The following is a 12997-nucleotide window of genomic DNA, read 5'->3' on the forward strand; positions in this document are numbered from 1 at the left end:
ATGCAGAAATTCATCAACAACTGGTCGGCCTCGCTGCTGCAGCCGCTGGCAGCTGATGCGACGACGCTCGCCGTCGACCCCGCCGCGGCCGTGCGGTTGGAAGGGCTCGGCACCGGTGACCACTACCTGCTGACGCTGATCGACGGCGACGATCTCGGCAACGAGACAGCATGGGAGATCGTGCGCGTTACTGCCGCAGCTGGCGGCAGCCTGACCATCGAGCGGGCGCAGGAGGGTACCGCGGCGCAGGCGTGGTCAGCCGGTGCTGGTGTCGAGATGCGTATTACCGCAGGGGCGATGAGCGACCTGCGAGACATGCCAGGACCCGCTGGCCCCTCAGGGGCGCAGGGCGATCCAGGGTTGAGCGCATACCAGATCGCGCTCGCGAACGGCTTCGACGGCTCGGAGGTCGAGTGGCTGGCCAGCCTGCAGGGCGATGCCGGGCAGGATGGCGCAGCCGGCGCATCCGCCTATGACGTCGCCGTGGAGGCCGGCTTCGTCGGCGACGAGGCGTCCTGGCTCGCCAGCCTGAAAGGGGAGCCAGGCGACACCGGACCTCAGGGCGACGACGGCCCGCCTGGACCTGCTGGTCCGGCAGGTCCAACCGGTGCCGGCCTGCAGATTCTGGGCACCCTGCCGTCTACCGGAGATCTGCCGGTTAGCGGTGCGCCCGGTGATGGCTACCTGATCGGTGGAAACCTGTGGGTCTGGAGTGTCGACCAGTGGATCGATGCCGGTCTGATCCAGGGGCCGCAAGGCCCGGCCGGCCCGACCGGCCCAGTCGGCGCCGCCGGCGCGGCTGGCTCGGATGGGGCGAGCGCATACCAGATCGCGCTCGCGAACGGCTTCGGCGGCTCGGAGGTTGAGTGGCTGGCCAGCCTGCAGGGCCCTGCTGGGGCGGCGGGCGAGCAGGGCCCGGCTGGCCCAGCGGGTGCCGATGGCGAGACGCTACCCGCCCCAGTGGCTGAATCGGCGGCGACGAGCATCACGCTCGCGCTGGCAGACGCAGGGCAGTACCTGCGTACCACCAATGCTGCAGCCGTCACTATCACGGTGCCGGCTCAGACCTCGGTGGCCTGGGCGGCGTACACAGAGATCCACATCGAGCAGGGCGGTGCTGGAGCCGTGACCATCAGCGCGGGTGCGGGCGTGACGGTCAACCGCCTGAGTGGCGCCACCCCTACGGTGGCAGGCCGTTACGGCGTGGTCACGCTGAAGCGGGTCGCCGAGAACACCTGGACGCTGTTCGGCGCATTGGGGGCGGCATGATTCCTGGGATCGTTGCGGGACAGATGCGCAGATCTGGCGGATCTGGTGCTGGTGTTTCCTGGACTGTGCGCTCATCGGCTGCGGATAGCGGTTGGAGGTCGGTCTGCTGGTCACCTGAGCTTGGGTTGTTTTGCGCGGTGGCCTTCAGCGGCGCCGGAGCTAGGGTGATGACTAGCCCTGATGGCGTCACCTGGACAGCGCGTGTAGCTGCGGCAGACAGCGGGTGGTTGTCTGTCTGCTGGTCCCCCGAGCGCAGTCTATTCGTCGCGGTGGCGTTCAGCGGCACCGGAGCCCGCGTTATGACCAGTCCGGACGGCATACTGTGGACCGCAAGAGCCGTTCCTGAGGCGAACGATTTCAGGTCGGTCTGCTGGTCCCCCGAGCTTGGCCTATTCGTTGCCGTAGCGGATGGCGGAACCAACCGAGTGATGACCTCTCCTGACGGCATCAACTGGACAGCACGCGCTGCACCGCAAGCGTTTTGGACGTCAGTTTGCTGGTCGCCGACACTGGGGCGTTTCGTAGCAGTGGCCTACGGCAGTATTTCTCAGTTTGTGATGACCAGTAGTGATGGCGTCACGTGGACTGCCCGGGTCGCCGCACAAAATCTGTCATGGTTTTCGGTGTGCTGGTCCCCCGAACTGGGGCTATTCGTCGCGGTGGCGAGTTCCGGCACCGGCAACCGCGTGATGACCAGCCCCAACGGTATCACATGGACCATTCGCACCTCAGCGGCGGACAACAACTGGGGCTCGGTGTGCTGGTCCCCCGAACTGGGGCTATTCGTCGCGGTGGCGAATTCCGGCACCGGCAACCGCGTGATGACCAGCCACGACGGTATCTCCTGGACTGTGCGCACCTCAGCGGCAGACAACAACTGGATGTCGGTGTGCTGGTCCCCCGAGCGCAGTCAATTCGTCGCGGTGGCGATTTCCGGCACCGGCAACCGCGTGATGACGAGTCCGTAGCCAAATTCCATAGCCAAGCCCGCCCCGCGCGGGCTTTTTCATGCCCGGAGAAACCCCATGCAGATCACCGAACAGCAACTGCGGCAGATCATGCCGCTGGCTCGCGGCCGCGCGGCCGTGTTCCTGCCGCACCTCAACGCGGCGATGGCCCGCCGCCAGATCAACACCCCGCGCCGCGTCGCGGCCTTCCTCGCCCATATCGGCCACGAGTCCGGCCAGCTGCTCTACGTGCGCGAGCTGGCCAGCGGCGCCGCCTATGACACCGGCACCCTGGCCGTGCGCCTGGGCAACACCCCGGCGGCCGACGGCGACGGCCAGCGCTACAAGGGGCGCGGCCTGATCCAGGTCACCGGGCGCAGCAACTACCGCAGCTGCAGCCTCGCCCTGTTCGGCGACGAGCGCCTGCTGCAGCGCCCCGAGCTGCTCGAGCAGCCCGAGTGGGCGGCCGAGTCGGCGGCCTGGTTCTGGGAGTCGAAGGGGCTCAACGCGCTGGCCGACGCGATGGACTTCAACCGCATCACCCGGCGTATCAACGGCGGCCTCAACGGCCTGGCCGACCGCCTGGCGTTGTGGGGCAAGGCGCGCGAGGTGCTGGCATGACCCTCGCCACCCTGCGGCCCCTGCTGGCGGCCGCGCTGCTGTTCGCCGCCGGCGCCGCGCTCACCTGGTGGGGCCTCGCCCCGCGCATCGATCTCCAGTCCGATCGCGCCGATCGGGCGGAGCAGATGGCTGCCGATCGGCAGCAGCTGATCGATCTGCAGGCGGGCGTGCTCGCCGAACAGCAGCGGCAGATCGGCGCCGTCACCCACCTCGAGCAGCAACTGCGGCAGCTCGGGCTGACCGTCACCCGTAACGCACAGGCGCAGAGCCGCGCCATCGAGGAGCTGAAACGCCATGACCGGGAAACTGCCGACTACCTGCGTACTGCTGTGCCTGCTGCTCTCGGCCGCCTGTACCAGCGCCCCGAAACCACCGACCCCGCCGCCTATCGTGGCCCCGATCCGCTGCCCGCTGACCCCGTGCCGCCTGCCGGCGCGGCAGCCGCTGGTGGTCAATGACGACTGGAGGAGGGCGGTCGACGATCTCGAGGGCGAGCTGCTGAGCTGCGCAGGGCAGGTGCTCGACTGCATCGAGCGGCAAGGTATCCAGGCCCTCAGGTGAATCACAGCGTTTCTAGCAAAAAGCAGCACCTGCGCGGGAGCGTTCATTATGCAGATACCCGCTTGCCAAGAGCAGATTGTCATGGTTTATAACGTATGGAAACGATCATGATGATCGCGGAGCCTACGTAGCAGGCATGGATTGCTGATGTGGAAAGGATTTTTTCAGTATTCTCATTAGCTAAATGCAATCTTTTTTACTTTGGTTGGTTTGTCAATGAGCGCTGAGATTAAGTTTCTGAATGATGTTGCTAAGCCTTGGGATGAGCTAAATTCTTTTCTAGCTGAGCGGTATGCGCTTCAGCCTGATATTTCTGATGTTACTGTACGAGCTTCATCTATAGCCACAGCAATTAAGCATCAAGTTGATGTTCTTGCTTTTGATCGAAAGTGCAGGCCAAAGAAAATTCAGAGTGAAGTTAATGGTGAGTCTGAAGCGGCTCGTTTGATGTCCGATGTTTCAGATGCTGCAAAGCATGTTTTTCTGGATGATCATCGTCGTCAGAACAATATCTTTGTGGCGGCCATGTTTGAGGTTAATGCGGAGGGAGATTTTCGCTTTATTCGCAATGGAGTGTTCGTCGAGCATGCAAGTCTTGGGTGTCAAGATTTTATGGCGGCTTCGCTGTCTGCAATAGACTACTGGAGTAAGAAGCGTGGTTTAAATATTGCTTGGTCTGGCTCTGTTCGTGAAGCTTCCAATAAATTCTTTCCAACGGCTTTCTTGTACTTTGATCCAAGATTTTGTATCCACATGTCTACTGCGCGGATCATGTTCTATCGTCGCGATGATGCCGGCAATATCATGCTATTTGATCCAGAAGTGGTTCGCTTCGAGGTGCGAAAAACATCCCCCCGTGGCTGACGACCTAAAGGCCCGGCGCCGATGCTGGCGGCCTGGACGATGGGGCCGTAGCCGGCACCCCGCGTCCGGCCAGCATCCCCACCGTACCCGACTGGGGTATGCGGCGGGAGCTGATGAGCCAGAGCTACACCACGCTGGTCGGCCGGCTCTGGCGGGTGGGGATGAGTTGTTTCGGAGCTCACGATGGTGCAGGTATGGCAGGTTTTCCAGTAGTAGAAGCCCATGGTGTATAACGTCGCAAAGTGGCGGAGACACATCCTTAGACTCACTAGGTGAGGTAGCTACATGCCGGTCTATATGTTAAGTGATAGTGAGAATGGCGCGAGCGTTCGCATCGATGGAGTCGAGGTGGCGGCGTTCGTGAAAAATGTGGAGCGGCCGCTTATATCCATTCCGTTGCGTGCGAGACGGCTCAATGCATCAGTCTTCGCTGGTGAGAAGGCGAAGTTGAAACGTGCAAGGCAGCATTTCGGTGAGCTCGTCGCACTTGTGAACGAGTATATGGCTGTCCAGCCATTTCGTTTTTCAGAGATTGGAGACTCAATAATAGGGTGTGTCGAAAAACAGGTTCCGCAGGAAATTAATATTGTCCTCGGTGATGTGGTGCACAATCTGCGCTCCACACTAGATTTGCTCGTTTGTGATCTGGTGCAGGCGAACGGTCGTAAGGTTTCTAAGGATAGTGCCTTTCCCATGTGGGTGGGCGGAATTCAGCCTTGGCATGCCGAAAAGCAACTAGCAGGAGTGAGTCAGAGAGCTTTCAAGGTTCTATTTAAGATTACCAAAAACCAATTATGGAATGAAGCGCTGCTCATGCTCCACGGTCTAGACATAATGGATAAGCATCGGGCGCTGGTTGCAGTTGGCGCTGCTACAGTTCGCGTGCACGCCAACATCGGGATGCCCGGCCTGTTCATAGGTCCTAGCGGCGAGATCCGCTTTGGAGGGCCGGGCCCTGACGGAGCTCCGTTCCTGCGCAAAGCAGGGTCTCCGGTGGGGTTCACTACTACGTTCCTAACTGAGCAGGAGATGGAGGTGTATCGATACGTGCCGGATATCCCGCAAGATGTCGAGGTAGCTTGCGACCTCGTCTTCGGCCCAGGTGAGAAAGGGGCGGGTGCCCCCATACTTCAGACGCTCGATATGCTCTCAAATGTGATTGAGCGAATCCTGGTCCTCTGTGAGCGGCGTGCCTTGTAGACTTTGCGGAAAGCTCAAGGCCTCTGTCTCAAATTGGAGAGTCCGCTGATCTCACTATCTGTACAAACTCTCACACGGCACCCCATCCCCATTGCCATCAAGCCTTGTGTTGCCGCACTGCTCCAAGTGAGCGCGTGCTTCGGCGCACGAGGCCATCTAGCCGCAAGTCTTCCGCGCCCCGCTCTGGCATTGCAGCCAACGCTGCCGCCGGCAATGCCAGAGCGGGGCTGGCTGCTGTTAGAGTCAGGCCGCGCGCATCAAGCCGGCGGAGCCGGCTGAGGGGGCGTCGGTGGAGTTGATCATCTGTGGGCTTGGTGGTGGTGAAGAGGACTGGCGCCCGGTAGGTAGTGGATTGGCCAGTTACCACTCGGAGCGTTGAGCGATGGTAATTTCGCAGTCGATCTTGGGCGGCGTTCTTCCCCAAAACGCCACCGCAAGTGTCTGATTTTGCTGGCCTGCAGGCCGCCATAAACGGCGGCCTTTTTTGTGCCTTTGAATGGCTGAAAGTATTGATCTAGAGAGGCTGCATGCGGTTTCTTACGGCATGTCAGGCCTTGATGCCGTACAGGCACAGTTCGGTCATGGCGGGCTCCGGGTCAGGCGAAGGCCAGGTACAGGCGGTAGAACAGCGACGACAGCATCACCAGCACGCCGGTGGCCAGCACGGCCACGCCGGCATCGCTGTCGCGGCGGGTGTAGCCGACGCAGAGCAGCAGCATGCCGGCGGCGATCAGCGCGGTCATCACGTTGAGCGGATTGTCCATCATCCCTGGCGAGACTCCAGGTAGGCGCGGATGCGCTGGGCGGCCTCGACGCACTCGGCCAGCGGGGCGACCAGCGCCATGCGCACGCGGTTGGCGCCCGGGTTGACGCCGTCCACTTCGCGCGACAGGTAGGAGCCGGGCACCACGGTGACGTGCTCGCGCTCGAACAGCTCGCGGGTGAAGGTGGTGTCGGCCACCGGGGTCCTGGCCCACAGGTAGAAGCCGCCGTCCGGGCGCTGCACGTCGAGCACGCCGTCGAGTACTTCCAGCACCGCGGCGAACTTGGCGCGGTACAGGTCGCGGTTGGCGCGCACGTGCTCCTCGTCGTTCCACGCGGCGATGCTGGCCAGCTGGGTCTGCACCGGCATGGCGCAGCCGTGGTAGGTGCGGTAGAGCAGGAACGGCTTGAGGATCTCGGCGTCGCCGGCGACGAAGCCCGAGCGCAGGCCCGGCAGGTTGGAGCGCTTGGACAGGCTGTGGAACACCACGCAGCGCTTGAAGTCCTGGCGGCCCAGTTCGGCGCAGGCGGTGAGCAGGCCGGGCGGCGGGTTATCCTCGTCGAAGTACAGCTCGCTGTAGCACTCGTCGGCGGCGATCACGAAGTCGTGCTCGTCGGCCAGGGCGATCAGCTGCTTCAGAGTGTCCATGGGCACCAGGGCGCCGGTGGGGTTGCCCGGCGAGCAGATGAACAGGATCTGGCAGCGCTGCCAGACCTCGGCCGGCACGGCGTCGAAGTCCGGGTTGAAGCCGTTGTCTTCCAGGCACGGCAGGTAGTGCGGCTGGGCGCCGGCCAGCAGGGTGGCGCCCTCGTAGATCTGGTAGAACGGGTTGGGGCTGACCACCAGGGCGCCCGGCTCGCGGTTGACCACGGCCTGGGTGAAGGCGAACAGCGCCTCGCGGGTGCCGTTGACCGGCAGCACGTGGCGGGCGGCGTCCAGCCAGCCGGCCGGTACGCCGAAGCGGCGCTCGCACCAGGCGGCGATGGAGTCGCGCAGGGCCGGCAGGCCGATGGTGGTCGGGTAGGTGGCGAGCTGGTCGAGATTGCCGGCCAGCGCCTGGGCGACGAACTCCGGCGAGCGGTGCTTGGGTTCGCCGATGGACAGGGCGATCGGCTTCTTGTCAGCCGGCGGCTGGGCGCCGGCCAGCAGCGCGCGCAGCTTTTCGAACGGATAGGGCTGCAGGAGGTCGAGGGCTCGGTTCATCAAGGGTTCCTGTTCAGAAGCGGATGCGCGACGGCGTGGTCAGGCTGTCCGGGGTGTCGGAGAGCTGGCGGACCAGGGATTCCTGCAGGCGGGCGCAGAGCTCCGGGTCGGCCAGCGGCTGGTTGTGGGCGTCGGTGACGAAGAACACGTCCTCCACGCGCTCGCCGAGGGTGGCGATCTTGGCGTTCTGCACCGACAGGTCGAAGTCGAGGAAGATCTGTCCGACGCGGGCCAGCAGGCCCGGGCGGTCGGGGGCGATCACCTCGATGATGCTCAGCGGGCGCTGGGCGTCGGTGTGGATGGTCACCTGCGGGGCGAAGCCGAAGCTCTTCAGCTGGCGCGGCACCCGGCGCTTGATGATGCTGCTGTAGTCCTGCGGGTTCTTCAGCGCGTCGACCAGGCCCTGGCGGATCTCCTCGATGCGCTGCGGATCGTCGCCGATCGAGCCGCCGTCGGCGTCCAGCACCACGTAGGTGTCGAGGGTGAACTGGCTGGTCGAGGTGAGGATGCGCGCGTCCTGGATGTTCAGGTTGAGCTGGTCCATGGCCGCCACGGTCACCGCGAAGAAGTCGTGCTGGTCGGGAGCGTAGATGAAGATCTGCGTGCCGCCCTCGAACTCGCGTTCGGTGGTTTCCTTGATCAGCACCAGCGGCGCGCCGTCGTGGGGATGCTGGAGGATCGCCTCGGCGTGCCAGGCGATATCCTCGGGGCCGTGGCGCAGGAAGTAGTCGTCGCCCAGCTGGGTCCACAGCTGCTCGGCGGCGTCGCTGTCGACCTCGCCGCGGCTGCGCAGCAGGTCGAGGGCGGCGTGCTGGTTCTCGCGGATGCGCTCCTCGCGGTCGATCGGGTTCTCCAGGCCGCGGCGCAGGGCGCGCTTGGTCTCGGCGTACAGCTGGCGCAGCAGCGAGGCGCGCCAGGAGTTCCACAGTGTCGGGTTGGTGGCGTTGATGTCGGCCACGGTCAGCACGTACAGGTAGTCGAGGTGGGTCTGGTCGCCCACGGTGCGCGCGAAGTCGTTGATCACCTGTGGGTCGGAGATGTCCTTGCGCTGGGCGGTGGTCGACATCACCAGGTGGTTCTTCACCAGCCAGGCGATCAGCCGGCTGTCCCACGGCGGCAGGTGGTGGCGGGCGCAGAAGGCCAGCGCGTCCTGGGCGCCCAGCTCGGAGTGGTCGCCGCCGCGGCCCTTGGCGATGTCGTGGAACAGCCCGGCGAAGTACACCAGCTCGGGCTTGGGCAGCTTGGCCATCAGCTCGCTGGCCAGCGGGAACTTCTCGGCCAGCTCCGGGCGGTCGAGCTTGCGCAGGTGCTTGATCAGGTTGAGGGTGTGCGCGTCGACCGTGTAGATGTGGAACAGGTCGTGCTGCATCTGGCCGATGATGTGGCCGAACTCCGGCACGTAGCGGCCGAGGATTCCGTAGCGGTTCATCCGCCGCAGGTTGCGGTGGATGCCCTCGTGGGACTTGAACAGCTCGACGAACAGGCTGGTGTTGCGGATGTCGTTGCGGAAGCGGTCGTCGATCAGGTGGCGGTGGTCGCGCAGCAGGCGGATGGTCTGCGAGCGCACGCCGCGGATCTCCGGGTGCTGGGCCATCAGCACGAACACCTCGAGGATCGCGCTGGGGCTGCGCTTGAACACGTTGGGGTGGATCGCCTCGATGAAGCCGTCGCGCACCTGGAAACGCGCGTTGAGCTGGCGCGGCGGCTCGGCCCCTGGCTGTTCGAGCAGCAGCTCCTCGAGGATCTGGTTGACCAGGTCGCTCAGCTCGGCGGTGGCCATCACCATGCGGTAGTACTTCTGCATGAACTGCTCGACCGCCAGCTTGGTGTCGCTGGTCTCGAAGCCGAACAGGCCGGCCAGGCGGCGCTGGTGGTCGAACAGCAGGCGGTCTTCGGCGCGGCCGGTGATCATGTGCAGGGCGTAGCGCACCTTCCACAGGAAGGTCTGCCCGGCGCTCAGCAGCTCGTGCTCGCCCTGGGTCAGCAGGCCGTGGGTGACCAGGGTCTCCAGGGTCAGGGAGCCGTACTGGCGGCAGGTGACCCAGAGGATGTGCTGCAGGTCGCGCAGGCCGCCCGGCGAGCCCTTGACGTTGGGCTCGAGGTTGTACTCGGTGTCGTTGTACTTGGCGTGGCGGGCGCGCTGTTCGGCGCGCTTGGCGAGGAAGAACTCGCGGGCCGGCCACATGTACTGGGTGCCGGTGGCGGCGCGCATGCGCTGGCGCAGGCTGTCGGGGCCGGCGATGGTGCGGCTTTCCATCAGGTTGGTGATCACCGTCAGGTCGGCGCGCGCCTCGCTGGCGCATTCCTCCACCGAGCGCACGCTCTGGCCGATCTCCAGGCCGATGTCCCACAGCAGGGTGAGGAAGCCCTCGATCGGTGCGCGCAGGCGCTCGTGCTGGGCGCCGTCGAGGAGGATCAGGAGGTCGATGTCCGAGTGCGGATGCAGCTCGCCGCGGCCGTAGCCGCCGACCGCCACCAGCGCCACGCCGTCGTCGTCGCCCCAGTCGAAGCGCGCCCAGGCCTCGCCGAGGATCTGGTCGACGAACCAGGCGCGCCCGGTGATCAGCGCGCGGATGTCGCAGCTGGCGGAGAAGCGCCCGTCGAGCACCTCGCAGGCCTTGCGGATGGCCTTCTTGAAGGCGGGAATCGGGCTGCTCTTCAGCGCCAGTTCGGCCTGGAACTGGCCGCGGTCGAACAGTTCGAGGTCCGCATCCATCGAGGGCATCGGGCGATCTCCATTCATCGGGGTGGGGCTGGGGCTCAGGGCAGGCAGCGGGCGATGGTGTCGTCGCTGCGCAGGGTGAGGATCTCGCAGCCGCTGTCGGTCACCAGGATGGTGTGCTCGTACTGGGCGGACAGCTTGCGGTCCTTGGTGATCGCCGTCCAGCCGTCGCCGAGCAGGCGGGTCTCGTGGCGGCCCTGGTTGATCATCGGCTCGATGGTGAAGGTCATCCCGGCCTTCAGTTCCAGGCCGGTGCCGGCTCGGCCGTAGTGCAGCACCTGCGGCTCCTCATGGAATACGTTGCCGATGCCGTGGCCGCAGTACTCGCGCACAACCGAGTAGCCGTTCTTCTCGGCGTGCTTCTGGATGATCTCGCCGATGTCGCCCAGGCGTGCGCCCGGCCGCACCACGGAGATGCCCTTGTACAGGCACTCCTGGGTGATCTGGCACAGGCGGGTGGCCCACTCCGGCACCTTGCCGACCATGAACATCTTGCTGGTATCGCCGAAGTAGCCGTCCTTGATCACCGTGATGTCGATGTTGAGGATGTCGCCATCCTTGAGCGGCTTGTCGTTGGGGATGCCGTGGCAGACCACGTGGTTGAGCGAGGTGCAGATCGACTTGGGGAAGCCCTTGTAGTTGAGGGGCGCCGGGATGGCCTGCTGCACGTCGACGATGTAGTCGTGGCAGAGGCGGTTGAGTTCGTCGGTGGTGACCCCGGCCTTGACGTGCGGCTCGATCATTTCCAGCACCTCGGCGGCCAGGCGGCCGGCCACGCGCATTTTCTCGATTTCCCCGGGGGTCTTGATGGTGACGGTCATCAGCTCTCTCTGGCGCGGCTGCGCCTGCCTATATAAACAGGAAAGACTGTCATTCTAACAGAGCCGGCGCACGCTGCGGGACGTGCGCACGGGTTTCGCCGAGCGCGCAGGTATGGTATAAAGCGCCGCGCTTTTCGGGGTGGTCCCGGAAAGGCAACGAAACCACACACGCATCGACACAATTATCCTGGGTGCCCGCAAGGGTTGGATTTTGGGATGCGTGGAGGCTCAACCCGACTTATCGAGGAATAGAAATGTCCCAAGTCAACATGCGCGATATGCTCAAGGCCGGCTGCCACTTCGGTCACCAGACCCGTTACTGGAACCCGAAGATGGGCAAGTACATCTTCGGCGCGCGCAACAAGATTCACATCATCAACCTCGAAAAAACCCTGCCGATGTTCAACGAAGCCCTGAGCTTCGTTGAGAAGCTGGCTGCCGGCAAGAACAAGATCCTGTTCGTCGGCACCAAGCGCTCCGCTGGCAAGATCGTCCGCGAAGAAGCTACCCGTGCCGGTATGCCGTTCGTCGATCACCGCTGGCTGGGCGGCATGCTGACCAACTACAAGACCATTCGCGCTTCCATCAAGCGTCTGCGCGATCTGGAAACCCAGTCCCAGGACGGCACCTTCGAGAAGCTGACCAAGAAGGAAGCGCTGATGCGTTCGCGCGACCTGGAGAAGCTGGAGCGCAGCCTGGGTGGTATCAAGGACATGGGCGGTCTGCCGGATGCGCTGTTCGTGATCGACGTCGACCACGAGCGCATCGCCATCACCGAAGCCAACAAGCTGGGCATCCCGGTCATCGGCGTGGTCGATACCAACAGCAGCCCGGAAGGCGTGGACTACATCATTCCGGGTAACGACGACGCCATCCGCGCCGTGCAGCTGTACCTGGGCTCGATGGCCGACGCCGTGCTGAACGGCAAGGCCAAGGCCGGCACCGGCGAAGAGTTCGCCGCCGAGGCTTCCTCCGAAGCCGCCGAAGGCTGAGCGCAGGCGCGCCAAGCGTTATCCGGTGCGCAAAAAGGGGGCTAGGCCCCCTTTTTGCCACTTCCGAATTGCCGCCCGGCCCGCCGGGCGAACTGGTTTAGCAACTCTTCAGAGGATTCCCAACATGGCAGAGATTACTGCAGCACTGGTCAAGGAACTGCGCGAGCGTACCGGCCAGGGCATGATGGAGTGCAAGAAGGCCCTGGTCGCCGCCGACGGCGACATCGAGAAGGCCATCGACGACATGCGCGCTTCCGGCGCCATCAAGGCCGCCAAGAAGGCCGGCAACATCGCCGCCGAAGGCTCCATCGCCGTCAAGGTCGCCGCTGACAACAAGGCAGCCGTGATCATCGAAGTCAACTCGCAGACCGACTTCCTGGCCCTGCAGGACGACTTCAAGGGCTTCGTCGCCGAGAGCCTGGAAGAAGCCTTCGCCAACGGCCTGACCGACGTGGCCCCGCTGGTCGCCTCCCGCGAGTCCGCCCGCGAAGCCCTGGTCGCCAAGTGCGGCGAGAACGTCAACATCCGTCGCCTGACCCGCGTCGAAGGCGACGTGATCGGTGCCTACCTGCACGGCCACCGCATCGGCGTGCTGGTGACCCTGAAGGGCGGCAACCCCGAGCTGGCCAAGGACATCGCCATGCACGTGGCTGCCAGCAACCCGCAGTTCCTGAGCGCTGCCGAGGTTTCCGAGGAAGCCATCGCCAAGGAAAAGGAAATCTTCCTGGCCCTGAACGCCGACAAGATCGCCGGCAAGCCGGAAAACATCGTCGAGAACATGGTCAAGGGTCGTATCGCCAAGTTCCTCGCCGAGGCCAGCCTGGTCGAGCAGCCGTTCGTCAAGGATCCGGAAGTCAAGGTCGGCGAGCTGGCCAAGAAGGCCGGTGCCGAGATCGTTTCCTTCGTCCGCTTCGAAGTGGGTGAGGGCATCGAGAAGGCTGAAGTCGACTTCGCTGCCGAAGTTGCTGCCCAGGTGGCTGCCACCCAGCAGTAAGATGGCCTGAGGTCGTCCGAGAAGAGGCTGCCCGCTCCCG

At 64.2% G+C, this 12997-nt stretch carries 13 protein-coding genes and 2 pseudogenes; 10 read left to right on the forward strand and 5 right to left on the reverse strand.

Annotated features, from left to right (window positions below; translation table 11 throughout):
• From RA210_RS08505 to RA210_RS08530, 8 genes and pseudogenes are all read left to right on the forward strand, one after another.
• Positions 1–1269, forward strand: a complete 1269-nt coding sequence (locus tag RA210_RS08505; RefSeq protein ID WP_201486106.1) for a hypothetical protein — start codon at positions 1–3, stop codon at positions 1267–1269.
• A gap of 299 nt (positions 1270–1568) precedes the next feature.
• The gene (locus tag RA210_RS08510) at positions 1569–2237 is read left to right on the forward strand and encodes a hypothetical protein (RefSeq protein ID WP_201486107.1); all 669 of its coding nucleotides are present in this window, start codon (positions 1569–1571) and stop codon (positions 2235–2237) included.
• Between the two features lie 57 nt (positions 2238–2294).
• Positions 2295–2837 carry a glycoside hydrolase family 19 protein gene (locus RA210_RS08515; RefSeq protein WP_201486108.1) on the forward strand — a complete coding sequence of 181 codons (543 nt, stop codon included), beginning with the start codon at positions 2295–2297 and terminating at the stop codon, positions 2835–2837.
• Positions 2834–3295 (forward strand): hypothetical protein, encoded by a 462-nt coding sequence (locus tag RA210_RS22190; protein WP_201486109.1) that lies wholly within the window; start codon positions 2834–2836, stop codon positions 3293–3295. The genes RA210_RS08515 and RA210_RS22190 overlap by 4 nt, the downstream gene beginning before the upstream one ends.
• A pseudogene (locus tag RA210_RS21770) lies at positions 3216–3398 on the forward strand (hypothetical protein); the annotation flags it as partial. The gene RA210_RS22190 and the pseudogene RA210_RS21770, both read left to right, overlap by 80 nt.
• A gap of 216 nt (positions 3399–3614) precedes the next feature.
• On the forward strand, positions 3615–4262 hold the full coding sequence (locus RA210_RS08525) for a hypothetical protein (protein ID WP_201486110.1): 648 nt from the start codon (positions 3615–3617) through the stop codon (positions 4260–4262).
• Between the two features lie 53 nt (positions 4263–4315).
• Positions 4316–4420: pseudogene (locus RA210_RS21775) on the forward strand (DUF4113 domain-containing protein); the annotation flags it as partial.
• Between the two features lie 127 nt (positions 4421–4547).
• Complete coding sequence (locus RA210_RS08530; RefSeq protein WP_201486111.1) at positions 4548–5462, forward strand: hypothetical protein; 915 nt, start codon at positions 4548–4550, stop codon at positions 5460–5462.
• 54 nt (positions 5463–5516) lie between these two features.
• Here the strand turns inward: RA210_RS08530 and RA210_RS08535 are convergent, their stop codons facing one another.
• From RA210_RS08535 to map, 5 genes are all read right to left on the reverse strand, one after another.
• Positions 5517–5618, reverse strand: a complete 102-nt coding sequence (locus RA210_RS08535; protein ID WP_201486112.1) for an excalibur calcium-binding domain-containing protein — start codon at positions 5616–5618, stop codon at positions 5517–5519.
• Positions 5619–6058: 440 nt separating this feature from the next.
• Complete coding sequence (locus tag RA210_RS08540) at positions 6059–6229, reverse strand: hypothetical protein (protein ID WP_168772485.1); 171 nt, start codon at positions 6227–6229, stop codon at positions 6059–6061.
• Positions 6226–7428 (reverse strand): succinyldiaminopimelate transaminase, encoded by a 1203-nt coding sequence (gene dapC, locus RA210_RS08545; RefSeq protein ID WP_201486113.1) that lies wholly within the window; start codon positions 7426–7428, stop codon positions 6226–6228. The genes RA210_RS08540 and dapC overlap by 4 nt, the downstream gene beginning before the upstream one ends.
• Positions 7429–7441: 13 nt before the next feature.
• The gene (locus RA210_RS08550) at positions 7442–10153 is read right to left on the reverse strand and encodes a [protein-PII] uridylyltransferase (protein ID WP_201486114.1); all 2712 of its coding nucleotides are present in this window, start codon (positions 10151–10153) and stop codon (positions 7442–7444) included.
• A 35-nt stretch (positions 10154–10188) separates the two neighbouring features.
• A complete protein-coding gene (gene map, locus RA210_RS08555; protein ID WP_136489088.1) occupies positions 10189–10971 on the reverse strand; it encodes a type I methionyl aminopeptidase in 783 nt (260 codons plus the stop codon).
• A 254-nt stretch (positions 10972–11225) separates the two neighbouring features.
• On the opposite strand from map, the gene rpsB reads away from it, so the two are divergent.
• Together rpsB and tsf are read left to right on the forward strand one after the other, a co-directional pair.
• Positions 11226–11963, forward strand: coding sequence for a 30S ribosomal protein S2 (gene rpsB, locus RA210_RS08560; RefSeq protein WP_201486115.1), 738 nt, complete (start codon positions 11226–11228; stop codon positions 11961–11963).
• Between the two features lie 124 nt (positions 11964–12087).
• Complete coding sequence (gene tsf, locus RA210_RS08565; RefSeq protein ID WP_201486116.1) at positions 12088–12957, forward strand: translation elongation factor Ts; 870 nt, start codon at positions 12088–12090, stop codon at positions 12955–12957.
• The last annotated feature ends 40 nt before the right edge of the window (positions 12958–12997 follow it).

The organism is Pseudomonas sp. OF001, from assembly GCF_904426495.1.
GTDB lineage: Bacteria > Pseudomonadota > Gammaproteobacteria > Pseudomonadales > Pseudomonadaceae > Geopseudomonas.